At 67.7% G+C, this 25023-nt stretch carries 21 protein-coding genes; 10 read left to right on the top strand and 11 right to left on the bottom strand.

Annotated features, from left to right (window positions below; genetic code table 11):
- Nucleotides 1-484: 484 nt before the first annotated feature.
- Nucleotides 485-2563, bottom strand: a complete 2079-nt coding sequence (gene dnaA, locus ACZ4RZ_RS23760; protein ID WP_467747312.1) for a chromosomal replication initiator protein DnaA — start codon at nt 2561-2563, stop codon at nt 485-487.
- Between the two features lie 398 nt (nt 2564-2961).
- On the opposite strand from dnaA, the gene rpmH reads away from it, so the two are divergent.
- The 9 genes from rpmH (at nt 2962) to ACZ4RZ_RS23715 (ending at nt 10086) form a co-directional block, all read left to right on the top strand.
- Nucleotides 2962-3099 carry a 50S ribosomal protein L34 gene (gene rpmH / locus ACZ4RZ_RS23755; RefSeq protein WP_006381191.1) on the top strand — a complete coding sequence of 46 codons (138 nt, stop codon included), beginning with the start codon at nt 2962-2964 and terminating at the stop codon, nt 3097-3099.
- Nucleotides 3100-3121: 22 nt separating this feature from the next.
- The gene (gene rnpA, locus ACZ4RZ_RS23750) at nt 3122-3493 is read left to right on the top strand and encodes a ribonuclease P protein component (protein ID WP_467747310.1); all 372 of its coding nucleotides are present in this window, start codon (nt 3122-3124) and stop codon (nt 3491-3493) included.
- Entirely contained in the window at nt 3490-3855 is a 366-nt protein-coding gene (yidD, locus tag ACZ4RZ_RS23745; protein ID WP_467747308.1) for a membrane protein insertion efficiency factor YidD, read from the top strand. Before rnpA ends, yidD begins: the two co-directional genes overlap by 4 nt.
- Nucleotides 3856-3858: 3 nt before the next feature.
- Entirely contained in the window at nt 3859-5154 is a 1296-nt protein-coding gene (gene yidC / locus ACZ4RZ_RS23740; protein WP_467747307.1) for a membrane protein insertase YidC, read from the top strand.
- Between the two features lie 15 nt (nt 5155-5169).
- Nucleotides 5170-5679: a Jag family protein gene (locus tag ACZ4RZ_RS23735; protein WP_467747305.1), complete on the top strand. Its 510-nt coding sequence runs from the start codon at nt 5170-5172 to the stop codon at nt 5677-5679.
- Between the two features lie 211 nt (nt 5680-5890).
- A complete protein-coding gene (rsmG, locus tag ACZ4RZ_RS23730) occupies nt 5891-6607 on the top strand; it encodes a 16S rRNA (guanine(527)-N(7))-methyltransferase RsmG (protein WP_467747303.1) in 717 nt (238 codons plus the stop codon).
- Nucleotides 6608-6973: 366 nt separating this feature from the next.
- Entirely contained in the window at nt 6974-8044 is a 1071-nt protein-coding gene (locus tag ACZ4RZ_RS23725; RefSeq protein ID WP_467747406.1) for a ParA family protein, read from the top strand.
- A complete protein-coding gene (locus tag ACZ4RZ_RS23720) occupies nt 8044-9141 on the top strand; it encodes a ParB/RepB/Spo0J family partition protein (RefSeq protein WP_467747301.1) in 1098 nt (365 codons plus the stop codon). Before ACZ4RZ_RS23725 ends, ACZ4RZ_RS23720 begins: the two co-directional genes overlap by 1 nt.
- 327 nt (nt 9142-9468) lie before the next feature.
- A complete protein-coding gene (locus ACZ4RZ_RS23715; RefSeq protein WP_467747299.1) occupies nt 9469-10086 on the top strand; it encodes a GNAT family N-acetyltransferase in 618 nt (205 codons plus the stop codon).
- 96 nt (nt 10087-10182) lie between these two features.
- Here the strand turns inward: ACZ4RZ_RS23715 and trxA are convergent, their stop codons facing one another.
- From trxA to ACZ4RZ_RS23680, 7 genes are all read right to left on the bottom strand, one after another.
- Nucleotides 10183-10515, bottom strand: a complete 333-nt coding sequence (gene trxA / locus ACZ4RZ_RS23710; RefSeq protein WP_103545205.1) for a thioredoxin — start codon at nt 10513-10515, stop codon at nt 10183-10185.
- A 43-nt stretch (nt 10516-10558) separates the two neighbouring features.
- Entirely contained in the window at nt 10559-11524 is a 966-nt protein-coding gene (gene trxB, locus ACZ4RZ_RS23705; protein WP_467747297.1) for a thioredoxin-disulfide reductase, read from the bottom strand.
- Between the two features lie 181 nt (nt 11525-11705).
- Entirely contained in the window at nt 11706-12653 is a 948-nt protein-coding gene (locus ACZ4RZ_RS23700; RefSeq protein WP_467747295.1) for an anti-sigma factor family protein, read from the bottom strand.
- Nucleotides 12650-13366, bottom strand: coding sequence for an RNA polymerase sigma factor SigM (gene sigM / locus ACZ4RZ_RS23695; protein WP_467747293.1), 717 nt, complete (start codon nt 13364-13366; stop codon nt 12650-12652). The genes ACZ4RZ_RS23700 and sigM overlap by 4 nt, the downstream gene beginning before the upstream one ends.
- A gap of 29 nt (nt 13367-13395) precedes the next feature.
- The gene (locus ACZ4RZ_RS23690; RefSeq protein ID WP_467747291.1) at nt 13396-15117 is read right to left on the bottom strand and encodes a protein kinase family protein; all 1722 of its coding nucleotides are present in this window, start codon (nt 15115-15117) and stop codon (nt 13396-13398) included.
- 118 nt (nt 15118-15235) lie between these two features.
- Complete coding sequence (gene murJ, locus ACZ4RZ_RS23685; protein WP_467747289.1) at nt 15236-17503, bottom strand: murein biosynthesis integral membrane protein MurJ; 2268 nt, start codon at nt 17501-17503, stop codon at nt 15236-15238.
- A 46-nt stretch (nt 17504-17549) separates the two neighbouring features.
- Nucleotides 17550-19967, bottom strand: coding sequence for a DUF6049 family protein (locus ACZ4RZ_RS23680; protein ID WP_467747288.1), 2418 nt, complete (start codon nt 19965-19967; stop codon nt 17550-17552).
- 222 nt (nt 19968-20189) lie between these two features.
- On the opposite strand from ACZ4RZ_RS23680, the gene ACZ4RZ_RS23675 reads away from it, so the two are divergent.
- Nucleotides 20190-21656, top strand: coding sequence for a CCA tRNA nucleotidyltransferase (locus tag ACZ4RZ_RS23675; RefSeq protein ID WP_467747286.1), 1467 nt, complete (start codon nt 20190-20192; stop codon nt 21654-21656).
- Nucleotides 21657-21753: 97 nt separating this feature from the next.
- Here the strand turns inward: ACZ4RZ_RS23675 and ACZ4RZ_RS23670 are convergent, their stop codons facing one another.
- The 3 genes from ACZ4RZ_RS23670 to ACZ4RZ_RS23660 all read right to left on the bottom strand — a co-directional run bounded on the left by ACZ4RZ_RS23670 (nt 21754) and on the right by ACZ4RZ_RS23660 (nt 25018).
- Nucleotides 21754-22254 carry an LppU/SCO3897 family protein gene (locus tag ACZ4RZ_RS23670; protein WP_467747284.1) on the bottom strand — a complete coding sequence of 167 codons (501 nt, stop codon included), beginning with the start codon at nt 22252-22254 and terminating at the stop codon, nt 21754-21756.
- 572 nt (nt 22255-22826) lie between these two features.
- Complete coding sequence (locus ACZ4RZ_RS23665) at nt 22827-23618, bottom strand: hypothetical protein (RefSeq protein ID WP_467747283.1); 792 nt, start codon at nt 23616-23618, stop codon at nt 22827-22829.
- Nucleotides 23619-23755: 137 nt separating this feature from the next.
- The gene (locus tag ACZ4RZ_RS23660) at nt 23756-25018 is read right to left on the bottom strand and encodes an MFS transporter (RefSeq protein WP_467747281.1); all 1263 of its coding nucleotides are present in this window, start codon (nt 25016-25018) and stop codon (nt 23756-23758) included.
- Nucleotides 25019-25023: the final 5 nt, after the last annotated feature.

The following is a 25023-nucleotide window of genomic DNA, read 5'->3' as shown; positions in this document are numbered from 1 at the left end:
ACCCTGTGGATCTTTTCTTCGTCCACAGTCTGTGGAGAGTCTTCGTCCACGAATCCACAGGGGGTTGACCTGGCCCGATGATCTCTCAACAGCGGCCCCTGTGGACACGATCGGGACAACTTCCCAGTCCCCAGGGTGTGGACGCCGGAAAGTCGCCGAATCTGTGGAGAGTGGCCGTAACCGGGCTCGTATTCGAACAACAGGTGTCGGGTCGGTAGCGGCGACAAGAGGGCGGAAGCCTTGGGCACGTGCACGAGAACGACGAAAGACGCCTCGGCACGTGCACGAGAACGGTGGTGGGCGCCCTCGGCACCCGCACCAGAAGGCGGACGGTCGCCCTCGACGGGCGGACGAGAAGGCGGACGGGCACCCTCGCCGCGCGGATGGGAAGGCGGACGGTCGCCCTCGACGCGCGGACTGGAACGGCGAAAGGCGCCCTCGGGACGTGTCCCGGGGCGCCCTCAGCGGCGTATCGCCGTGCCCGTCAGCCGTTCTTGATGCGGTTCGTGAGTTCGGTGACCTGGTTGTAGATGGAGCGGCGCTCGGCCATCAGCGCGCGGATCTTGCGGTCGGCGTGCATGACGGTCGTGTGGTCGCGGCCGCCGAACTGCGCGCCGATCTTCGGCAGCGACAGGTCGGTGAGCTCGCGGCACAGATACATGGCGATCTGCCGCGCCGTCACCAGGACACGGCTGCGGGAGGAACCGCACAGGTCGTCCACCGTGAGGCCGAAGTAGTCGGCGGTGGCCGCCATGATCGCGGTCGCGGTGATCTCGGGGGCCGAGTCCTCGCCCCCAGGGATCAGGTCCTTCAGGACGATCTCTGTCAGGCCCAGGTCCACCGGCTGCCGGTTGAGCGACGCGAACGCCGTCACCCGGATCAGCGCGCCCTCCAGCTCGCGGATGTTGCGCGAGATCCGGGACGCGATGAACTCCAGTACCTCCGGCGGGGCGTTGAGCTGCTCCTGCACCGCCTTCTTACGAAGGATCGCGATACGGGTCTCCAGCTCGGGCGGCTGGACGTCCGTGATCAGGCCCCACTCGAAACGGTTCCGCAGCCGGTCCTCCAGGGTCACCAGCTGCTTCGGCGGCCGGTCGGAGGACAGCACGATCTGCTTGTTCGCGTTGTGGAGCGTATTGAAGGTGTGGAAGAACTCCTCCTGCGTCGACTCCTTGTCCGCCAGGAACTGGATGTCGTCGACGAGCAGGATGTCCATCTCGCGGTAACGCTTGCGGAAGCTGTCGCCCTTGCCGTCGCGGATGGAGTTGATGAACTCGTTGGTGAACTCCTCGGAGCTCACGTAGCGCACCCGCGTGCCCGGGTAGAGGCTGCGCGCGTAGTGCCCGATGGCGTGCAGCAGGTGCGTCTTGCCGAGCCCCGACTCCCCATAAATGAAGAGGGGGTTGTACGCCTTCGCCGGCGCCTCGGCGACGGCGACCGCGGCAGCGTGTGCGAAGCGGTTGGAGGCGCCGATGACGAACGTGTCGAAGAGGTACTTCGGGTTGAGGCGCGCGGTGGGCTCGCCCGGACCGGTCGCCGGCGCGGGCTGCGCGGCCAGCGGGCCGGGGGCGCCACTGGAGGAAGGCAGCGCGGGGCCGCCGCGGTGCATCTGGCCGCCGCCCGAGGGCGGCTCCTGAAGATCGCGGCGGTCGGGGCGCTGGTCGTAGTCGGAGCGCGGCTGGTCGTAGTCCGGGCGCTGCTGCTCGTACGGCGGGCGCTCCATGGACTGCGGCCGGTAGTCCTGCGACGGCGAGGCGTACGGGTCGCGCTCCGGGAATCCGAGGCGCTGCTGCTGCCAGCCGTAGTCGTCCTGCGAGTGCCGCGGCCAGGCGCCCGGCTCCGGGCGCTGGTAGTCCGGGTACGCGGGACGGGCGGTGGGGAGCTGGTCCGGGCGGCCCGATGCGTGCTGATCCGGGCGGCCGGACGGCAGCTGGTCGCCCGGGGCGCCCGGGAGCTGGTCGGATCGGCCGTTCCTGCGGTCGTCGGCGCGGTGGCGGCCGTACCCCTCGTAGCCGTCGCGGCGCTGGGTGTCGTACGGGCTGCGCTCGTCGCGTCCCTGGGGCTCGTAGGCGTTGCGTTCGCCACGTCCGTCGGGCTCGTAGCCGCTGCGCTCGTCGCGCCCCTGGCCGTCGTAGCCGTTGCGCTCGCCGCGCCCGTCTGACTCGTACCCGCCGCGCTCGTCGCGTCCCTGGCCCTCGTACGCGTCGCGTCCCTGGCCCGACTGGGAGGGGAGCTCGGGCTCCTCGTATCGGGACTGGGCCGGCGGTGCCGGGGCCAGGGGCTCACCGGCGGAGTCGTCGACGGTGATCGCGATCCGGATCGGACGGCCGCACTCACGGCTCAGCGTTTCGCTGACGATCGGCGCGAGGCGACCTTCGAGTACGCCCTTCGCGAACTCGTTCGGGACCGCGAGGAGAGCGGTGTCCGCGACCAATGCCAACGGCTGGCAGCGCTTGATCCAGTGCTCGTCCTTCGCCTCGACACCCTGACCGCGGCCCTCTCCGAGGAGTTGTTCGAGTACTCGTGGCCACACTGCGGCAAGATCGGCAGGTACGTCAGCCACAGGGCACGCTCTCTCATGGGTCCCACGAACGTGTGGTTCTGGGAACGGGTTGGGAAGTCAGTCGGGTGGGGCGGGGGGAACAAAACCGCTGGGGTGGTGGGAAGGGAACGAATCGGAGTCCAGCCACGGTAGTCAGGGCGACCGGTGCGGTTCAAGTTGTTGTCCCCAGCCTGTGGATAGTGTCTCCTGGCGGGGGCTGGTTTGACCGGATGGCGTAGCCGCGCGTACCGTAACCAGGTCGAGTTGTCGATGGCTGCTGCCGCCTGCCTCCGATGGGCACAGATCGCGAAGAGTGATCGGGAAGCGGTGCACTCGGGCGTAATACGAGCTACCTCGTGGGCGCACGGTGACAGCCAGGACGGCACCCCGCCACTACCGATTCTTTCTGGAGCCCCCGAGTGAGCAAGCGCACCTTCCAGCCGAACAACCGTCGTCGCGCCAAGACCCACGGCTTCCGCCTGCGGATGCGCACCCGTGCCGGCCGCGCGATTCTCGCGAACCGTCGTGGCAAGGGTCGCGCCAGCCTGTCCGCCTGATCACTTAACAGGTCATGACGTCGTGCTGCCTACCGAGCATCGGCTGAGGCGGCGCGAGGACTTCGCGACCGCGGTACGCCGAGGACGTCGGGCCGGACGCCCGCTTCTCGTCGTCCATCTACGTAGCGGTGCAACGGACCCGCACGCGCCTGGGGAGAGCGCTCCCCCGACGCGTGCGGGTTTCGTCGTGAGCAAGGCCGTGGGTGGAGCGGTCGTACGCAACAAGGTGAAGCGCAGACTTCGCCATCTGATGCGTGACCGAGTGGCCCAGTTGCCCCCCGGTAGCCTGGTAGTCGTACGAGCGCTGCCCGGTGCGGGCGACGCCGACCATGGACAGCTGGCCCGAGACCTGGATGCCGCCCTTCAGCGGCTGCTGGGAGGGGGCGCGCGATGAAGTACCCGCTGCTGGCTCTTATCAAGCTGTACCAGTGGACGATCAGCCCGTTGCTCGGGCCGGTCTGCAAGTACTACCCGTCGTGCTCCCACTACGGCTACACGGCCATCGACCGGCACGGTGCGATCAAGGGAACGGCACTCACCGCCTGGCGCATCCTCCGGTGCAATCCGTGGTCGCTGGGTGGTGTGGACCATGTCCCGCCGCGCAAGCGTCCGCGGTGGCACGAAATGCTGCGTAACGCCTGGCGTGCACGCAAGGGCGGGAACTCCGCCGCCGAACCGGCCACCGAGGGGCACGGTATGTCCGACCACCTCTCGAGCCCGGCCGCCGAGACCCCGTCCCATGCTCAAGGAGCCTGATTAGTGGACACGATTGCCAGTCTTTTCAGCTTCATCACGACACCCGTTTCCTGGGTCATTGTCCAGTTCCACTCCGTATACGGGAAGATCTTCGGTCCCGATACGGGCTGGGCCTGGGGCCTGTCCATCGTGTCCCTGGTGATCCTGATCCGTATCTGCCTGATCCCGCTCTTCGTGAAGCAGATCAAGGCCACTCGGGCCATGCAGACCCTGCAGCCCGAGATGAAGAAGATCCAGGAGCGCTACAAGAACGACAAGCAGCGCCAGTCCGAAGAGATGATGAAGCTGTACAAGGAGTCGGGTACCAACCCGCTCTCCTCGTGCCTTCCCATCCTGGCGCAGTCGCCGTTCTTCTTCGCCCTGTACCACGTGCTCAACGGCATCGCGACGGGCAAGACGATCGGCGTCATCGACGATCAGCTTCTTGCCAGCGCCCGTAAGGCGCACATCTTCGGCGCCCCGCTCGCGGCGAAGTTCACCGACAGTGCCGACAAGGTCGCCCAGCTCGGAGCCACGCTGACCGACGTCCGAGTCGTCACCGCGATCATGATCGTGCTGATGTCGGGCTCGCAGTTCTACACCCAGCGTCAGCTGATGACGAAGAACGTCGACACCACGGTGAAGACGCCCTTCATGCAGCAGCAGAAGATGCTGATGTACGTCTTCCCGGTCATGTTCGCCGTCTTCGGCATCAACTTCCCGGTCGGTGTCCTCGTCTACTGGCTGACCACCAACGTGTGGACCATGGGCCAGCAGATGTACGTCATCCACAACAACCCGACCCCCGGCAGCAAGGCCCAGGCCGCGTACCTGGAGCGCCTGCAGAAGCACGTCACGCACCACGAGAAGACGCGCAGCCGTGGCGAGAAGGCCATCGTGAAGGCGATCGTCGCCAAGGGCCGCGACCGCAACGACTTCGAGCGCAAGTTCATCAACAGCCTGACCAAGGCAGGTCTGGTGGCCCAGGCCGACGGCACCGTGGTGAAGGGTGAAGCCGCGACGGTCGTCGAGGCCGAGGACGGCACCACGACCACCACCGGCGGCGCCCCCAAGCGCCAGCAGCCGAAGCGCCAGTCCAAGTCCCAGCGCCAGTCGGGCGCTGCGGCGGGCGGCACGGCGAAGGCGGCGGGCGAGTCCGAGCCGAAGACCTCGCTGACCAAGTCCGACGAGCCGGAGGACGCCAAGCCCGCCCCCAAGGCGGCCGGCGGCGGAAGCAAGCCCGGCACCGGTACCCGCAGCAAAGCCCAGTCCGGACAGCGCAAGGGCCCGCAGCGGCCCAAGTCCCCGTCCAAGAAGTAAGAAGGAGTCCATCCCGTGACGGAAGGCACCACCTCCGCCGCCGCTGAGGGCGACACCCTGACCCGCCTTGAGCAGGAAGGCGAGATTGCGGCGGACTACCTCGAGGGTCTGCTGGACATCGCCGATCTCGACGGCGACATCGACATGGACGTCGAGGCCGACCGCGCCGCTGTCTCGATCATCAGTGAAGCGGGCAGCCGCGATCTGCAGAAGCTGGTCGGCCGGGACGGTGAGGTACTGGAAGCTCTGCAGGAGCTCACGCGCCTGGCCGTGCACCGGGAGACCGGCGACCGCAGCCGCCTGATGCTCGACATCGCGGGCTACCGCGCCAAGAAGCGTGAGGAGCTTTCCGAGCTGGGCGCCAAGGCGGCGGCCGAGGTCAAGAGCTCCGGTGAGCCCGTGAAGCTGAAGCCGATGACGCCCTTTGAGCGCAAGGTGGTGCACGACGCGGTCAAGGCCGCGGGACTGCGCAGCGAGTCCGAGGGCGAGGAGCCGGAGCGCTTCGTCGTCGTGCTTCCCGCCTGATCGGTACGTACGTTCCTCCGGCCCCGTCTGTTGCGCAGGCGGGGCCGAACTTTGTCAGCCTGGTAGTCCCTGACAGCTGGTAGTCCCGGCAGCTGGAGTCCTCGGCAGCTGTAGATGTCCCCGACAGCTTCGGTCCCGGGCAGCTGTGGTCCTTGATAGTCCTGGAACTCAGCGCTCAGTGCGCTCATGCGGTACGGAAGGACGGTCCCCCGTGACGGAGGCAGCGGAGCTTCCCCCTGCGCCCGAGCAGGCGCGCGAGGTATTCGGCGATCGCTTCGCGGACGCGGTGCGGTACGCGGAACTGCTGGCCGAGGCGGGAGTGCAGCGCGGGCTGATCGGCCCCCGCGAAGTGCCCCGGCTGTGGGAGCGGCACCTGCTCAACTGCGCCGTGCTCTCCGAGGTCGTGCCCGAGGGCGTCACCGTGTGCGATGTTGGCTCCGGCGCCGGGCTGCCGGGTATCCCGCTGGCCCTCGTCCGTGAGGACCTCAAGATCACACTGCTCGAACCGCTCCTGCGCAGGACCAACTTCCTCACCGAGGTCGTCGAGCTGCTGGGCCTCGACCATGTCACCGTCGTGCGCGGTCGCGCCGAGGAGGTCATGGGGAAGCTGCAACCCGTCCACGTGGTGACGGCCAGGGCGGTCGCTCCGCTGGACCGGCTGGCGACGTGGGGGATCCCACTGCTTCGCCCGTACGGCGAAATGCTCGCGCTCAAGGGCGACACCGCCGAGGAGGAGCTGAAGGCCGCCGCCACGGCTCTGAGTAAGCTCGGCGCCGTGAAGACGTCCATCCTGCACGTCGGGGAGGGCGTCGTGGACCCGCTGTCCACTGTGGTGCGCGTCGAGGTCGGGGAGAGCCCCGGCGGGGTGCGCTTCGCCGCGAAGCGGGCCAAGGCGGCCCGGACGGGGCGGACCCGACGGCACCGCTGACTCACACGGTTTCCGGTTGCCTCTGACACTCTCGGCTCCGCCGTGTGTGGAGCCGAGAGTTTTTCTGTGCGGGGCCAGGAGTTCTTCGTCACTCCCGCTGATCCGTCCTGAGGACGAGCCGTACGCCACACAAGCTGCCAAACCTACGCATCTCGGAGTGTCGCGCCGTGATGGCCGCGGCCGCTATGCATCGTGTTTCACGTGAAACGTCGCTCACTGTTGCACGGCATCATTAGTCGCGGCCGCGCCGCGGCCGAACCCCGCGACCGGAGGCCTCTCGGCTCACTCGGAGAGGGTGCGGAGTTGTCCACAGAGGTGGATTTCTCCACAGAAGAACGGGCCTCGCTGGTTCACGACCCCGAAGGCATGGGAGGCTCTGTTCATTGCGAGCCTGAAGTCGAGGAGAGTGAATCCTTGCGGTCCGACGCCAACATCGCGGGACCGATGACCGATCCGGTCCCCGGTCCCCGTACCGAGTCGATGGGGGAGGATGTTTCACGTGAAACACCGCCCCCGATGGACGACACTCCCATCGGTCGTGCTGCCCAACTGGCTGTGGAGGCGCTAGGTCGCGCCGGTGAGGGCCTGCCACGGCCCGAGCAGACCCGCGTCATGGTGGTCGCCAACCAGAAGGGCGGGGTGGGTAAAACCACGACCACGGTCAACCTTGCTGCCTCGCTGGCCCTGCACGGCGGTCGTGTCCTGGTGATCGACCTCGACCCTCAGGGCAACGCCTCAACCGCGCTGGGCATCGACCATCACGCCGAAGTCCCATCCATCTACGACGTGTTGATCGACAGCAAGCCGCTCTCCGAAGTCGTTCAGCCGGTCCCTGATGTCGAGGGTCTCTTCTGTGCCCCCGCCACGATCGATCTCGCCGGTGCGGAGATCGAGCTGGTGTCCCTGGTGGCACGAGAGAGCCGGCTGGAGCGAGCGATCCAGGCGTACGAGCAGCCGCTGGACTACATCCTCATCGACTGCCCGCCGTCGCTCGGACTCCTGACGGTCAACGCGCTGGTTGCCGGTGCGGAGGTCCTCATCCCCATCCAGTGCGAGTACTACGCGCTGGAAGGCCTGGGTCAGCTTCTGCGCAACGTCGACCTGGTCCGGGGGCACCTCAACCCCAACCTCCATGTCTCGACGATTCTGCTCACCATGTACGACGGCCGGACGCGCCTCGCATCCCAGGTCGCGGACGAGGTGCGGAACCACTTCGGCGACGAGGTGCTGCGGACGAGCATTCCTCGCTCGGTCCGCATCTCCGAGGCCCCGAGCTACGGGCAGACGGTACTGACCTACGATCCAGGGTCGAGCGGTGCTCTCTCGTATCTTGAGGCCGCACGAGAAATCGCCCTCCGCGGAGTCGGTGTGGCTTACGACGCGCAACAAGCCCACCTGGGCGCACAGAATGATCAGAGCATGGTGGAGGGGATCTAGTGAGTGAGCGACGACGAGGGCTGGGGCGGGGCCTCGGCGCACTGATCCCCGCGGCTCCGACCGGAGAGAAGGCGGCTTCCCCGGCAGCGGGTGGAGCCTCCACCTCGCCGGCGGCCGTACCCGTGCTCACCGCGGAGCGCGGGGTGGCGGCGGCGAAGGTGGCCACACTGCCGCCTGTTTCACATGAAACGGAGGAGCCTTCGGCAAACGGAGCCCTGGAGGCTCCCTCTGCACCTGTCGGCGCTCACTTCGCCGAGCTGCCCCTCGACTTCATCACCCCCAACCCGCGCCAGCCCCGTGAGGTGTTCGACGAGGACGCTCTCGCTGAGCTCGTGACCTCCATCAAGGAGGTCGGGCTGCTCCAGCCGGTCGTCGTTCGGCAGGTGGGCCCGGCGCGTTATGAGCTCATCATGGGCGAGCGGCGCTTCCGGGCATGCCGTGAGGCGGGGCTGGAGGCCATTCCGGCGATCGTGCGGGCCACGGAGGACGAGAAGCTCCTCCTGGACGCGCTGCTGGAGAACCTGCACCGCGCTCAGCTGAACCCGCTGGAAGAGGCAGCCGCCTACGACCAGCTGCTCAAGGACTTCAACTGCACGCACGACCAGTTGGCGGACCGTATCGGCCGCTCGCGTCCGCAGGTCTCCAACACCCTGCGTCTGCTGAAGCTCTCGCCGGCGGTCCAGCGTCGTGTTGCGGCCGGAGTCCTTTCCGCGGGGCATGCGCGGGCTCTGCTCTCCGTCGATGACTCGGAGGAGCAGGATCGGCTCGCTCACCGCATCGTGGCCGAAGGGCTTTCGGTGCGGGCCGTCGAGGAGATCGTCACCCTTATGGGATCGCGGCCGCAGAGCGCTCCGCGTTCCAAGGGGCCGCGAGCCGGCGCTCGGCTCTCCCCGGCGCTGAGCGATCTGGCAACGCGCCTCTCGGACCGTTTCGAGACGCGGGTGAAGGTCGATCTGGGGCAGAAGAAGGGCAAGATCACCGTCGAGTTCGCCTCGATGGACGACCTTGAGCGCATCCTGGGCACCCTCGCCCCGGGCGAGGGCCCGGTCCTTCAGAAGAGTCTCGTGGACGGTGACTCCGAGGACACGGAAGACTGAGTCGCCCAACGACGGGACGCACTTTCGCAGGTCGAACAGCAGCGTGGGCCGTGTCCGGTGTGTACCGGAACACGGCCCGCTCTTTGCTTTCTGACGGTATCGATGGAATCGCATCGTGGATACGATGCGAACGGGTATGGCGCATCCACCTGGCGGCACCTTCATTGGGGAGGCGGGGGCCATGCAAACCGTGAGCCGTACCGGATTGGTGACCGCGGGCCTGGGACTGGGCGCGGTCGGCGGCTTCGTCGGCAGCCTGCTCCGGGAGCGGAGTGCTCTGACACACGCCCGCGAAGCTGCGGGCGAAGGAAGCGAGGAACAGCCTTCATGGGGCGTCGGCTCGTACCGCTCACGCTGGACAACCTTCAGGACCTTCCCAACCGCTGTCGCGCGTGTGTCTTCTGGGAACTGGATCCAGTCAGCGGCGAGGCCGCGGTAAGGGCGGGCACTCCCGCACTGGAAAAGGAAGCCTGGATCTCCGCGGTCCTGCTGGACTGGGGTTCCTGCGGCCGTGTCGTCTACGTGGACGACGTACCGGTGGGCTTCGTGCTGTACGCTCCCCCCGCGTACGTCCCCCGCTCAACGGCGTTTCCCACGAGCCCGGTGTCGCCGGACGCGGTTCAGCTGATGACCGCCTTCATCATGCCGGGTTATCAGGGGCAGGGACTCGGACGGGTGATGGTCCAGACGGTTGCCAAGGATCTGCTGCGCCGTGGCTTCAAAGCGATCGAGGCCTTCGGAGACGCGCGGTGGAAGGAATCGGCCTGTGTACTGCCCGCCGACCATCTGCTCGCCGTTGGCTTCAAGACGGTCCGGCCGCACCCCACCTATCCGCGACTGAGGCTGGAGCTGCGGACGACGCTCTCCTGGAAGGAGGACGTCGAGCTGGCGCTGGACCGCCTCCTGGGAGCGGTACAGAAAGAACCGGCGCTCCGTCCTCTGTAGCCGGCGTTCTGCACGTAAGGCGAATGGGCCAGCCCGGAAGGGCTGGCCCATTCGTGTTTCACGTGAAACATCTGCCGCTCGTGCGGCCGTCACCGACTACTCGGCGATGAAGTCCTCAAGGTCGCGAACGATCGCGGCCTTCGGCTTCGCACCGACGATGGTCTTGGCGACCTCGCCACCCTGGTAGACGTTCAGGGTCGGGATCGACATGACGCCGTACTTGGCGGCCGTGCCCGGGTTCTCGTCGATGTTGAGCTTGACGACCTCGATCTTGTCGCCGTACTCGGAGGCGATCGCCTCGAGGGACGGAGCGATCTGGCGGCACGGACCGCACCAGGCGGCCCAGAAGTCCACCAGGACGGGCTTGTCGCTCTTGAGGACGTCCTGCTCGAAGGAGTCGTCGGTCACATTCTTCAGAGTGCCGGCCACGGCGGGCTCCTTAACTTGTTTCTGTGGTGGGGCGGATGGGGGATTAGACGGTGGCGGTCGCGGCAGCGGTCTCGCTGTCCGCGAGAGCGGCGAGGTAGCGCTCTGCGTCGAGGGCGGCGGAGCAACCGGTACCGGCCGCGGTGATCGCCTGGCGGTACGTGTGGTCGACCACGTCACCGGCGCCGAAGACACCGGTCAGGTTCGTCCGGGTCGAAGGCGCCTCGACCTTCAGGTAGCCCTCGTCGTCCAGGTCGAGCTGGCTCTTGAAGAGCTCGGTGCGCGGGTCGTGACCGATCGCGATGAACAGGCCGGTCACCGGGAGCTCCGAGAGCTCGCCGGTCTTCAGGTTGCGCAGCGTCAGGCCCTCGAGCTTGGGGCTGCCCTTGATCTCGGCGACCTCGCTGTCCCAGACGAACTTGATCTTCGGGTCGGCGAAGGCGCGCTCCTGCATCGCCTTCGAGGCGCGCAGGCTGTCCCGGCGGTGGACGATCGTCACGGACTTGGCGAAGCGGGAGAGGAAGGTGGCCTCCTCCATCGCGGTGTCGCCGCCGCCGATCACGGCGATGTCCTGGTCCTTGAAGAAGAAGCCGTCACAGGTCGCGCACCAGGAGACGCCGCGGCCGGAGAGAGCGTCCTCGTTGGGCAGACCGAGCTTGCGGTGCTGCGAGCCCGTCGTGACGATGACGGCTTTGGCGCGGTGCACGGTGCCCGCGGTGTCCGTGACGGTCTTGATCTCGCCCGTCAGGTCGACGGCGACGATGTCGTCCGGAACCAGCTCGGCGCCGAACCGCTCGGCCTGGGCGCGCATGTTGTCCATGAGCTCGGGGCCCATGATGCCGTCCTGGAAGCCGGGGAAGTTCTCCACCTCGGTGGTGTTCATCAGGGCACCGCCTGCGGTGACGGCGCCCTCGAACACCAGCGGCTTCAGCGACGCGCGCGCGGTGTAGAGCGCCGCCGTGTAGCCGGCAGGCCCGGAGCCGATGATGATCACGTTACGGACGTCGCTCACGGCTTGATTCCTCGTCTCTGGAGACTGCTGGGTACCGGTGGGAGCCTCTCTCGGTACTCTCACCCCACCCAACGGATCCTAAGGGGCTTCAATTCCCGGTGTGTCAGGGCACACGAGGACGCGCTACCGCACAGAGATGCCATGCGGTATCCGGGGAGGAGTCGGTCGGGTGCTGACGTCCTCAGGACTTGGCGTAGGACTGCGTCAACAGCAGTTTCCCGGGGGATGCCGAGCCCTGATTCTCGCAGGCGTCGTCGATGATGTAGGCCGCGACTTTCGTGCTGTCGGAGGCGTCGGGCTGCACGACGAGATAGACGCTCGTGCCCTTGTAGGTGCCCTTCTCGGCAGCGAGGACTACCCCACTGTTGCCTGTCCCCTGCTGGACGCAGTCAGGGACGGGAACAGTGGGCGTGATCAAGGTGCCGACCCCGCCGGAGTCGGTCTCCGCGCCATTGGATTCGATTCCCCAGGGCTTCGCGCTGCCGGAACGGCTGCCGGTGCTCTTGTTCTTCGCGAGGAGATCCGCGACGTGATGCTTCAGCTGCCCCTCGGAGAAGGTGACCGTCGAGCCCGATTCCTGCTGCGTCGTTGTCTCGGAGCCCTTACCGTCGCCGCCCATCGACTGTACGAGGATCGCGCCCAGCCCCAGAGCGGCAGCCGTGAAGACCGTGCCGAGAACCGCCGCCCTACGGTGCCCACGACGTACCCGGTGGGCACGGCCGGGGCCGGTGGACGCACGAGGATGTCCCGAAGGGCGGTCTGCGGACGCAGCGGAGCCCGAGTCGGCCGCTGCGACGGAGAGGCCGGCGGCGGATGTTTCACGTGAAACACTCGCCCCGTCGTCCTCCGCACCGGATGCATGATCGGGCGATGTGGCACTCAACAAGGCTTCCGCGGCCAGGGCGGCATCGATGCGTCCGGCCACGTCGTCGGGCATGCGTGTCGGGCCCGGCAACGTGCCGAGCAGACCCCGGATCTCCTCCAGTGAGTCGTAGACGTCGGCACAGAGCACACAGTCTTCGAGGTGCTGTCGCACGTCCGCGGTACGGGTAGGCGGGAGCAGACCTTCGGTGAGGTCGGAGAGTTCCGCGACGTCCGGGTGCCCGGCCGTATCCGTCGTGGATGTCACGCTCGCCCACCTCCGCCCTTCACAGCAGCTGAATCGCTTGGCCCTGCATCGTGTGGTCCCGCTGCCGGTGGGACGGATGTCCCCTGCGTCCGGTTCCTTCCGCCACCCGACTTCTTGCTGTCCTCGCCGCTGCCGTTCTCCGTACGGAGATGGGTGAGCAGCGGGAGCAGTCTGGCTCTGCCGCGTGCGCAACGGCTCTTCACGGTGCCGGTCGGCACATCGAGGATGCGGGCCGCTTCCGCCACGGGGTAGCCCTGCATGTCCACCAGGACGAGGGCGGCACGCTGGTCGGCCGGGAGCGTGCCCAGTGCCTCCAGGAGTTCACGGTGCAGATCGTTGCGCTCGGCCGGAGCGGAGGCGGACTCGTGTGGCTCGAGGAGCTGCTCCAGGCGTTCGGTGTCGTCGACGGGAGAGGTCTTCCTGGAGGCGGCCTTGCGTGCGCGGTCCAGGCAGGCGTTCACCGTGATGCGATGCAGCCAAGTCGTGACGGCCGACTGGCCGCGGAAGGTGTGAGCGGCCCGGTAGGCGGAGACCAGCGCGTCCTGGACGGCGTCAGCGGCCTCCTCGCGGTCTCCCAGCGTCCGCAGCGCCACCGCCCACAGCCGGTCGCGGTGACGTCGTACGAGCTCACCGAAGGCGTCGGGATCGCCCTCTACATGGCGGGCGAGGAGATCCTGATCGCTTGCTTCGCCGTATCCGGCTTCATCGGCCATCGGACCCCCTCCCCTTCGCCGCCGAGCCGTCAGCCGGTGAACTTCACGTCCGTGATGGCCTGCTTGTAGCCGTCGCCGCTGTACTGGTCACCGGCCGCACGGGGCATCGCGGTGATCCACAGCAGCACGTACTGACTCTTCACCTTCTTGCTGATCGTGATCTTCGCGGTGGTGCCGCTCGTCGTCACGGTCCCGATCTTCGTCATCGACTCAAGGGGCGTCGAGGGGCTCGTCGAGTCCGTCGCATAGAGGGTGATCGTCGTGTGGTCACCGGCGTACAGGAGCCCTATTGAGGCGGCCGAGACCGTCTGCTGCGAACCGAGGTCGTAGACGATACCGACGCCGGGCTTGAAGGACGGCTTCATCTCAGGACCGTCTATGAAGCTCTTGGTCCGCCAATACGTCGAGCTGTTGCCGTCGTACGTGTTGGCCACGTCCCCTGGTGCCTGGGCGTCCCCCTTCGCGACGTACTCTTCGGCACCCTGGATCTTGATCTGCTTGACCGGCTTGCTCTTGTCGCCGCTCTTGTCGTTGCCGTCGTTCGTGTGGGTCTGGTTGGTGTTGTCGTCCGACTTGCCGCGGTCCATCAGCGCGTCCGCGAGCTGCCAGCTACCAAGGCCCAGCGCGGCGATGAGGAGAGCCGACACGGCCCACTTGAGGGCCTTGCCGGTGCGGCTCTGCAGCGGGGGCGGCGGGGGCGCTACGGGCTGCGTGACACCCGGGCGCGGCGCCTGACGGCCGTACGTGCCCTGCTGGTACGTCGTGCGCTGGTACTCGGGCGGGGCGGTGAACGCCGGCTCCGGCGGGCGGATGCGGGGCATCTCGCTGATCGCCTTCACCAGCTCCTCAGGCGTGGTGCACGGGGATTCATGGCGGGAGGCGGTCGCGCCGTCGTTGGCGAGCGCACGCATGGCGAGCTCCGACAGGCCGCGGTGAACACCGGCCCGTACCTGGTCGGGGGCGATGAGACCGACGCCCTTGGGCAGCCCGGAGAGGCCGTACGCGTCGTTCTCGTACGGCCAGCGCTGGGTGAGCGCGGCGTACAGGAGTGCGCCGATCGCCTCCGTGTCGGTGCGCTGGGGGGTGTCGGAGCTGATGCCGCGCAGCGCGGCGTTCACTGCGAGCCCGCGGATGCGCCACTGGCCGGACGAGGTGCGCAGCACGGCACCCGGGGTCAGCCGCAGATGCGCAAGGCCCTCGCGATGCGCTGCGGCCATGGCCTGGGAGACCTGGCTGACCATCTGGTAGGCGTCGTGCACTTCGAGCGGGCCCGGGGCCAGGAGCGTCGTCAGCTCCGTGGCGTCCGGCAGCCACTCGTGCACGACATAGACGAGGTCGTTCTCCTCGACCGCGTCCAGGACCTGGACGAAGCGGGGATCGCCCAGCAAGGCGGACGAGCGGGCCGCCGCCAGTACCGAGCGGGCCCGCGGATGGTCGGCGGGCAGCAGGTGCACGCCGACGGCGCGGCGGAGTTTCTCGTCCACCGCACGCCAACTGCTGAAACCGTCCAGACGGGTGACGCACTCCTCAAGGCGGTAGCGCCTGGCGAGCTTGTGACCGCTGTGCAGCTCGGGCGGTGAGGCCCTTCCGGGACCCTCGGTCCCGCCGCTCCCCTGTGCCTCTTCGCTCTCCGTGTCCCGCTCCCGGTTCTGGGCCACCCCGTCGGCCGTGGACTGGTCCGCCTTGGCGGTCAGCGGCTCGTCACCGCTGTTGTCTGCCACGTCGACGGCAGCCGTGCTCCGTTCCGCCACCGTCGTTCCTGCCTCCCCATCCGTTGCGCGCTCTCCGACGCAGAAACCAATTGTGCCCACAGTCCGGCGCTATGCACGACACACAGCGACGCACGATGGTTGTGCGCGTACCCCCGCCTCAGCGCCCCAGGCGCCCGCGGACCATTCCGACCATTGAGTTGAGTTCTTCGATGCGCATCTTGCGCGCAGCGATGTAGAAGACGCCGAGCAGGGCGATCCCGCCGACGAGGAGGGCGGCCATGGAGCCTCCGACTCCCTGTCCGAGGGTGTGGCCGATGCCGTAGCAGGCCGCGCCGCTCAGGAGGGCCGCGGGCAGCGAGGCGATACCCAGGCGGGCGTACGTCCGCAGCACGCGGGAGCCGTCCAGGTCGCCGCCCAGCCGCTTGCGCAGCCGGCTCCAGGCGACCCCGACGCCGATCGCGTAGGCGAGGCCGTAGGAGGCGGCCATGCCGGCCACCGCCCAGCGGGACGGCAGCACGAAGTAGCAGAGCGCCGAGGCCCCGGCGTTGACGGCGGCCACGATGACCGTGTTGTAGAAGGGCGTTCGGGTGTCCTCGTACGCGTAGAAGGCGCGCAGCACGACGTACTGCACGGAGTACGGGATCAGGCCGAGGCCGAACGCCATCAGCATGAAGCCCATGTTCGTGGCTTCGCTGGTGCCCGAGGAGCCGAAGATCAGGGTGCACATCGGGATGCCGAGTGCGACGAAGCCGAAGGAGATGGGCACGATCGCGACGGCTGTGGTGCGCAGGCCCTGGGAGATGTCGTCACGGACCGCGCCGGCGTCGCCCTCGTGGGCCGAGCGGGCGAGTCTTGGCAGCAGGGCGGCCATCAGGGACACGGTGATGATGGCCTGCGGCAGGCCCCAGATGAGCTGGGCGTTGGCGTAGGCCGAGAAGCCGGTGCCGTCGACGTGAGAGTCCTTGCCCGCCGCCGTGGAGAGCTGGGAGACCACGATCGCGCCCGCCTGGTTGGCGAGCACGAAGAGCACGGTCCACTTGGCGAGCATCGCCGCCTTGCCGAGCCCGTGGCCCTTCCAGTCGAAGCGCAGCCGCAGCCGGAATCCGGTCTCGCGCAGGTACGGGATCATCGCGAGCGCCTGCACGACGAGACCGAGCAGGACACCGACGCCGAGGAGCCGCTCGCCCTCCGGCGGGATGGTCGTGGCCTTCATGCCGGAGTTCGCCGCCGTGCCGTACACCCAGATGAACATCCCGAGCGTCACGATGATGACGATGTTGTTGAGGACCGGGGTCCACATCATCGCGCCGAACTTTCCGCGCGCGTTGAGGATCTGCCCCATCACCACATGGATGCCCATGAAGAAGATCGTGGGCAGGAAGTAGCGGGTGAAGGTGACGGCGACCTCGTTGGCTGCCGGATCGCCGGCGACAGGGGCCGACAGCATGCGAACCAGGAGCGGCGCGGCGAGAACCGCGAGCACCGTGAGCGCGCCGAGAGCCACCATGACGAGCGTCAGCAGCCGGTTGGCATAGGACTCGCCACCGTCGTCGTCCTCCTTCATGGCACGCACGAGCTGCGGCACGAAGACGGAGTTGAGGCCGCCACCGACGGTCAGGATGTAGATCATCGTCGGCAGCTGGTACGCGACCTGGAAGGTGTCGCCGAGCAGGCCGACGCCCAGCGCGGAGACGATCAGCGCGGACCGGATGAAGCCGGTGAGCCGGGAGACCAGCGTGCCCGCCGCCATCACCGCGCTCGACTTCAGCAGGCCCGATGCGCGTCCACCGGACTTCCTCGTGGCGGGCGCGGCCGCGGGTGCGGGCGCCGGAGGCTGTACGGCGGCCGCAGTCGGCTCGGGGGCCTGTGACGGCACGCCGGGCGCGCCGACGGGGGGATGGCTGTCGGCCTGTCCCTGGTCGCGGAAGAGGTGAGCGAACGCGTCGGGCTCGTGGCGCTCCTCACCGGCCTGGGTGACCAGGTCGTCGACGCCCACGAACTGAGTCGTGCGCGGGTCCTCGCCGTACGGCAGATGCCGTGTCGGGCCGGCTGGTTCCGGAGGGGGCGTCTGGGCCCACACGCGGGGGTCGGGGGCGTGCTGCGGCGTGGGCGGCTGGGTGTAGAGGGGCTGCTGCGGGTAGTACGTGCCGGGGGGCGGCGGGGGGTGCGCGGCACGGTCGTAGAGCGCCTCGGTCACCGGGTCCTGGGCAGCGAGGTCCTGTGCCCGGTAGGGATCCTGGTTGTAGGCGTCCTGGAAGTACATGTCCGCGGGAGATCCCGGCGGCATCTGGGCGTGCTCGGGCGGAGGGCCCTCCGGGTAACCCTCGGGGTAGCCGGAGTGACCCGCGCCCTGGTCCGGGTAGCCCTCGGGGTGGCCCGGGCTGCCGGCGCCCTGGCCACGGTCACCGTCGTACGGCGCGTTCATGGTTACCCCACCTCATCGTCCCCGGGCCCACCGGCCACGACATCGCTCAACGGTCCACTCTCTCACCCGTGCCGGACGGGTCGGTGCTTTCCGGTGCGGTGTCCGGTGTCGGGTCACTCGGGTGCTCCGGGTCGTCTGCCCCGGACTCCGCGCCGGACTCCCCTTCGGGACCCTTCTCGGAGTCTTCGGTGTCCTCAGTGTCTACGGTGCCGTCCGTGTCCTTGTTCACGCCGTCGGCCTCGGGACCGTCCTCCGGCTCTTCCTCGCTCTGTTGGGCGGCGGCGCGCTTGCGCTGCGTGTACATCCGGAATCCGGCGAGCACGAGCAGCAGAACGCCACCGCCGATGACCAGCATCACTGTGGACGTGATCTCGGTGACCTTCACTTCGAAGCGGACCTTGGGGCCGTACGCCTGGCCGTCCTTCGTGTACAGCTGGGCGACCACCTCCACCGGACCGTTGGCCTTGGTCGAGGTGGTGAACTTCACCGACTGGCTGTGCTCGCCCGCGACATGGATCGGCTGCTCGTCGTAGGGGCCGTCACCGATCTTGAGGCGGGTGGGCTGGCGCGAGGTGAGGCGCAGCACCAGGTTGTCGACGCCCTGCACGAGGTTGTTCTGCACGGTCACGGGGATCGTGGCGCTGCGCCCGGAGAGCTTCGCGTCGGACTTGTCGATCAGATGGACCAGGCCGGTGAGGTCGTTGAGGTACGAGTCCACGCCCTCGCGGAAGGTCACTCCCTGGGAGGCACGGCCCCGCCAGGACGTGGACATCCCACGGTCTATGGCCCGACCGAACGGGGTGACGACCCGGGACTTGTCGGTGAGGATCACCTGGAAGTTGTCGAGCGTGGTCTGCGTGCCCTGGATCCGCTCGAAGGCCGCTCGCGGCAGCTCCTGCTTGCGCAGCGACGACGGGTACGAGTGCGTGGAGGGCACCTTCGTGGTGGCGCCCTCGTCCGGCTTGGCCTGGGCGGCCGCGGACAGGCCCTGGGACTCGGACCAGTTTCCGTCTTGGAGAGCCTTGAGCGCCTGCGCCATCGTCTGGGCCTGGCTCCCGGATGGCATGCGCTGTGGGGCGACCACGATGCTGCGTTGCTCGTCCGGCTGCTGCAGGTTGATCATCAGGCTTTGGGCGAGGAACTTCTGTACCGCGCGGGTGGAGGTGTCGGCCTTCGTCATGTCGCCCTGGAACGCGGTCGACATCCGGGCGTCGGCGACTACCGCCGTCGTTCCGCCGCCGATGGGGCGCGCCGCGCTCGGCGTGTACGGCAGTCCGCCCGTCTCACGCAGGCTGTCGCTGCGGGCGATCACCTTGTCGGCACCGGCCGAGGTGGCCACCTTGACGATCGACGGGTCGACGGCACCGTCAGCGGGCCAGGCGAAATCGGTGCTCGGCTTCACATGAAGGATCGTGTCCACCGAGTCGGAGGCCACATCGGTGGCGTCCTTCAGGTGGCTCAGGGAACCGGTGACGTCCTTGCCGTTGTGGGCCAGCGACGCGAGATCGGGGTCGGCGAAGGGGAGGGCGACGACCTCCTTGTCCTGGACCGTCTTCTCCAGCTTGTCGAGCCAGGCCTTGGCCACCGCCTGGCTCTTGCCCTTCGTGGTTCTGTCGTCCTCGGTCCGGATCTGGTAGCCGTCCCTCATCGCGTCGACGGAGGCCAGCAGGTCCGGGTCGAGCACCCAGGTGACGTCGAGGTCGCTGCCCAGGGACAGCATCTGGTCCAGGCGGCCGCCCGGGGAGATCTCCTTGGCCAGGTCGTCGTTCTTGAAGACGGGCGTCTGCTGCTCGTCCGAGCCGGTTTCCGCCGTGAGGTGGACCGTGGAGATGAGCGGCCAGAGGTACGTCGTCTTCGTCTTCGTGTCCGCCGCCTCGGGCTGCCACGGCAGGAACGTCCGCTGGATGCCGAGGATCTGGTCCCATGGCTGGGCGGCGGTCCGGCCCGTGAGCGAGACACCGAGCTGGTAGACCCCGTCGGAGCCCAGGTCCAGCTCCTTGACCGGCACCGAGATGCTGAAGTGCTGAGAGCCGCCCGCCGCGATCTTGGAGAACTTCGCGACGTACTTTCCGCCGACCTCCGGGGCGTCCAGTCCCAGCTGGAACCCGGTGCGCTGTGCGGCGCTGTCGATGGCGGAGCGGCTGCTCAGGGACGGTCCCACGCGCAGGCCCACATGGGCATCCGTGACCGTCTGCTTGCCGTTGTTGGTGACGGAGCCGGAGACGGTGATCGTGTCGCCGTCCGTGGGAGCGCTGGGGCTGAGCGAGTCGAGGGAGACGTCGACCGTGCTCGACCCGGTGGCGTCGGTCACGGAGGTCTTGTCCGCGGCGGCCGCGGATGTGCCGATGGGCACCTGGAGCAGCCCCGCCAGCAGGGGTACCCCGGCCAGCAGTGCGCCGCTACGCCGGAGCCACCGGCGGGCAGGTGAGGGACTCGTCCCCTGGAAGTCTGCCGCCTCGGCCACGCGCTCGCCCGTCCCTCGTCGTCGTCAGTGGTCGTCGGAATGTGCGTCCACGCATGGTAACGATGCGCGCTGAGGGTAAGTGCCGCGGAGTGCTCGACAAGATCGGGGGACAGGGCCGACTGTCCTGTATGTGCGCCTATTGAAGCCCGTAGACGGAGGGGGTGCCTGTGCACGTTTTATGGAGGCGCCGGCGGGTGCCTCGGCCACGTACCCTTTTCTGTTGTGCCGAACGCCAACGAAGACAACCCCAGTGCCCTGAGTCAGGTGCAGCACCGCGCGGTGATTGAACTGCTGCGGGTGTCCCCTGTCGCCGACGACCTCGCCCGCCGTTTCCAGGAAGCCGGGTTCTCGCTCGCCCTGGTCGGCGGCTCGGTCCGGGACGCGCTCCTTGGCCGACTCGGCAACGACCTGGACTTCACGACCGATGCCCGGCCCGAGGACGTACTGAAGATCATGCGGCCCTGGGCGGACGCAGTGTGGGAAGTCGGGATCGCCTTCGGCACGGTGGGCGCGCAGAAGGACGCCGTCGTGGACGACGTACAGCAGTCGTTCCAGATCGAGATCACGACGTACCGGTCCGAGGCGTACGACCGGACCTCGCGCAAGCCCGAGGTGTCCTATGGCGACTCCATCGAGGAAGACCTGGTGCGCCGGGACTTCACGGTGAACGCGATGGCGGTGGCTCTGCCCGAGAAGAAGTTCGTCGACCCGCACGGCGGCCTGGACGATCTGGCGACTCGCATTCTGCGCACCCCGGGGACCCCAGAGGAGTCCTTCTCCGACGATCCGCTGCGGATGATGCGGGCCGCGCGGTTCGCGGCGCAGCTCGACTTCGAGGTGGCCCCCGAGGTCGTCGCGGCGATGACGGACATGGCCGGCCGCATCGAGATCGTCTCGGCCGAGCGGGTGCGGGACGAGCTGAACAAGCTGATCCTTTCCGCGCACCCGCGCAAGGGCCTGGCGCTGCTCGTCGACACCGGGCTCGCCGACCATGTGATGCCGGAGCTTCCCGCGCTGCGGCTGGAGAGCGATGAGCACCACCGGCACAAGGACGTCTACGAGCACACGCTGATCGTCCTGGAGCAGGCGATGGCGCTGGAGGAGGAAGGCCCCGATCTGACGCTCCGGCTCGCCGCGCTGCTGCATGACATCGGCAAGCCGCGGACACGTCGCTTCGAGAAGGACGGGCGGGTCTCCTTCCACCATCACGAGGTGGTCGGCGCCAAGATGACCAAGAAGCGGATGACGGCGCTCAAGTACCCCAACGATCTCGTGAAGGACGTCTCGCGTCTGGTCGAACTTCACCTGCGCTTCCACGGATACGGAACCGGCGAGTGGACGGACTCTGCGGTCCGTCGCTACGTACGTGACGCGGGCCCGCTCCTCGACCGCCTCCACAAGCTGACCCGCTCCGACTGCACCACGCGGAACAAGCGGAGGGCGACCGCACTCTCCCGCGCGTACGACGGCCTGGAGGAGCGCATCGCCCAGCTCAAGGAGCAGGAAGAGCTGGACGCGATCCGTCCCGACCTCGACGGCAACCAGATCATGGACATCCTGGGCATCGGCCCGGGCCCGGCCATCGGTCAGGCGTACAGGTTTCTGCTCGAGCTGCGGCTGGAGAATGGCCCCATGGGGCACGACGCGGCGGTGGCTGCGCTCAAGCAGTGGTGGGCCGAGCAGGACTGAGGCTCATGGAACGGGGTCATGTTTCACGTGAAACATGACCCCGGGCGACGCGAAGGGGCGGTGTTTCACGTGAAACACCGCCCCTTCGCTGAATCCCCTACTTTGCGGAGTATGGCGTCAGGCAGAGGGTGAAGTCGCTGCTGCCGCTCTGGGTGTACTCGGCGTACTTGGTGCGGTCGCAGCCGGAGTCGTCGGTCTTCTTCTGCGCCACCTTGTACTTGGCCTTGGAGCTGCTGCAGTCCACGACCTTGAGGCCAGGGTGGGTGGCATTGTTCGGGTCGCTGATGCTCATGCAGTCGCCGACCTTGGCTGTGTCGGGGTCGTGGCGGCTCGCGAGGTAGCCGACGCCGGCGGCTATGAGGCCGACGACGACGATCCCGATGCGCAGATACTGCTTGATGCCGCGCTTCGGACGCTGCGGCGGGACCGGGGCGTACGGGGCGGTCGCCTGCTGCGGAAAGCCGGGCTGGCCGGGCTGCTGGGGATAGCCGGGCTGCTGCGGGTAACCCTGCGGCGGTTGCTGGCCGTACAGGGCCTGACCCTGGGGCGGCTGGCCCTGGGCGAACGGGTTCTGGCCCTGGGGCGGCGGAGTGGTCACTTTGGGGTCCCCCTAGAACGTAGGCGCGTGACGCGAATAAGACGCACGTAAGTTATCGGGACCCTGTGACAACCTAGTAGCCCGGAGGGGCTCTGTGGCACTGATGTGACACTTACTGCAACTCAAAGCGGGCCATAGCGACAGCATTTGCTGCTTAGAGCGTCGCCACGGCAACGGCGAGGGAAGCCGAGTGTCGGAAGGTTCAGTGCGGCCGCCGCAGCCGCCCCCACGTACGCACCTACGTGTCCTGCGTGGGCGCGCTCCTCTGTGACTGCACAAGCTCACCCAGCTCCAACCGTCTTATCGCGGGCGTACGAGAGCCTTGAGGAGCGCCTCGAGCCGCTCCCGGAGAGGGAGAGCTGACTCGATCTGTCCGACCTTGACAACACCGTGATACGGCTGTGGCCTTGCTCAAAAGTGGCGGGCCGGGCAGGGGAATGTCACAGGAAGGAGGCGCCTTGCTTCATGTGAAACTTGGCGCCTCCTTCCCACGAGCCTGGGTGGGCATTAGAGGGGGCATTCCCTGCCCGGCGGCGATGTATCAGAGAGCCATCGCGCTATTCCGCCCCTACCTACACGTTGTGAAGGTAGTAGTCGATGACAGCGCCATAGTTGTCGGCCACCATGTACTGCTTCTTGTCGACCTGGAAGACGCTCCCGTGAAACCCAATCGAGCCCTCCCAGATGACCGAGGCGTTGGCGTGGTGTCCGTGATGGCAGCGGGTAGGGTGAAGCGTACAAAATTCCCACGTGCCCAGCGACTTCTTCGGGATGTCGTGGGAAAGGCTGATGACGCCGCTGAGGTTCTTCTTGCTGGCTTCGGCGTAATTCGCCTTGGTGATGTCTGTCCCGTTGCTGTGGAAGTTCACCGACAGGTTGAGCTTTATGACCTTTACGTTGAAGAGCTTTATGTAGGCGGTGTACGTCACCGTGTGGTTTCCGCTGGGCAGTGGCCTGCTTGCGCTGGTGGAAAGGTCGCTGACGGTGCGCTCTTGCCCAATGGTGACGTCGCCGTTGCGCAGCGAGGTCGTACTGCTGGTGTTCCGGGCGTAGGCAGAAGCTCCGTTGCCCTGGTCTGCGCTCTTGTCGAAGAGCGACTTGAGCAGGGCCGGGTCGTGGAGGTAGCCGATGAACTTGTTCTGCTCGGCCCGCGGTAGGTGCTGGAATTGCTTGAGGGCCTCAGCTGCACCCTCCTCGTGGGAGTGACGCAGATATTTGGCGTATGCGGCCGGGGTGGCTGCGGGATCGGTCTGCTTGGCCACGGTCTGCTGCGCCTCAGCGGCGGAAACCTGTGATGCGGTGCCAGCGAGGATGGCGACGGTACTGAGGGCTGCTGCTATTCCGTGCGAGGTACGAGTCTTCATGAACGTTCCCCGATTTCTGGAGTGAAAATCTCCTGGTCGTGTGCTCGGGTTGGTCATCTCCGGGCGCGAATCGAGATCTTTGCAGCCAATCACCCAATGAAACAAGGGAGTTGAGGTTCACCAGAGGTTTCTGACACTCAGTGCGCGCCAGATTGGGACATACAAGCTGCAATTGATGCGTAGATAACGGCAATTATGGCCACCAGAGTCACCGACTGCCCGTCAGAAGGCAGCATCAGAGCGGCTACTCCAGCCGCTCCTACGAACGCCACATTGAACAGTACGTCGTACACGGAGAAGATCCGGCCGCGGAAGCCGTCGTCGACCGAGGACTGCACGATCGTGTCCGTGGCGATCTTCGCGCCCTGTGTGGTCAGGCCGAGGACGAAGGCGGCGACCAGCGTGGGCGTAGGGGCGAACGGCAGGCCGAGCGCGGGCTCCAGGATCGCGGCGGCACCCGCACACGCGACGATCCAGCCGCCGGCGCCGAGCCGCCCGACCGCCCAGGGCGTCACCACGGCCGCGGCGAAGAAGCCCGCCCCGGAGATGCCCACGGCCAGTCCCAGCAGGGCCAGACCGTCGTCCGAGCTGGACGACCAGGCGTACCGGCAGAGCATCAGCACCATGACCAACAGGGCGCCGTAGCAGAAGCGCATCAGCGTCATCGACACGAGCGCCCAGGCCGCCTCCCGACGCGGGGGCCCGGCGAGATGGCGTACGCCCTCCGCGAGGCCACGTGCGGTGCCGACGAGCGCCGTCGCCAGATGTGGCGGCACCAACTCCTCATCGGGGCCGAGCAGTTCCGGGGCGATGCGCAGGGAGGCGAGCGCCGCGCAGAGGTACAGGACCGCCCCGACGAGGACGACCGCCGCGTCGGAGTCCGAGGCGACCAGCCGTACGACGAACGCGAGACCTCCGCCCAGGGTCGCGGCGAGTGTTCCGGCGGTCGGCGAGAGGGAGTTGGCCATCACCAGGCGGTCCGAGTCGACGACGCGGGGCAGCGCGGCCGAAAGGCCGGCCAGGACAAAGCGATTGACCGCGGTGACGCACAGGGCGGAGGCGTAGAAGAGCCAGTCGGGGACGTGGCTCAGCATCAGGAGGGCCGTCACGCAGGCCAGCGCCGCCCGCAGCAGGTTGCCGTACAGGAAGACCTGCCGGCGGCGCCAGCGGTCCAGCAGGACGCCGGCGAAGGGGCCGACGAGGGAGTACGGGAGCAGCAGTACGGCCATGGCGGAGGCGATCGAGGCCGCCGAGGTCTGCTTCTCCGGCGAGAAGACGACGTAGGTGGCGAGCGCGACCTGGTAGACCCCGTCCGCGCCCTGGGACAGCAGCCGTATGCCGAGCAGGCGTCTGAAGCCCTGGAAGCGCAGGAGGACGCGCAGGTCACGCACGACAGCCATGGGGC

The sequence above is a fragment of the Streptomyces sp. NPDC027189 genome, assembly GCF_055566975.1.
The sequence above is the reverse complement of the archived record's forward strand: the minus strand, read 5'-3'. Positions and strand labels throughout refer to the sequence as shown.

What these genes read in the sequence shown, in the direction of transcription:
- yidD (WP_467747308.1), top strand. Translation starts at nt 3,490, where the DNA reads ATGAAGTACCCGCTGCTGGCTCTTATCAAGCTGTACCAGTGGACGATC.
- ACZ4RZ_RS23725 (WP_467747406.1), top strand. Translation starts at nt 6,974, where the DNA reads ATGGGAGGCTCTGTTCATTGCGAGCCTGAAGTCGAGGAGAGTGAATCC.
- ACZ4RZ_RS23715 (WP_467747299.1), top strand. Translation starts at nt 9,469, where the DNA reads ATGGGGCGTCGGCTCGTACCGCTCACGCTGGACAACCTTCAGGACCTT.
- sigM (WP_467747293.1), bottom strand. Translation starts at nt 13,366, where the DNA reads ATGGCCGATGAAGCCGGATACGGCGAAGCAAGCGATCAGGATCTCCTC.
- murJ (WP_467747289.1), bottom strand. Translation starts at nt 17,503, where the DNA reads ATGAACGCGCCGTACGACGGTGACCGTGGCCAGGGCGCCGGCAGCCCG.
- ACZ4RZ_RS23665 (WP_467747283.1), bottom strand. Translation starts at nt 23,618, where the DNA reads ATGAAGACTCGTACCTCGCACGGAATAGCAGCAGCCCTCAGTACCGTC.
- ACZ4RZ_RS23660 (WP_467747281.1), bottom strand. Translation starts at nt 25,018, where the DNA reads ATGGCTGTCGTGCGTGACCTGCGCGTCCTCCTGCGCTTCCAGGGCTTC.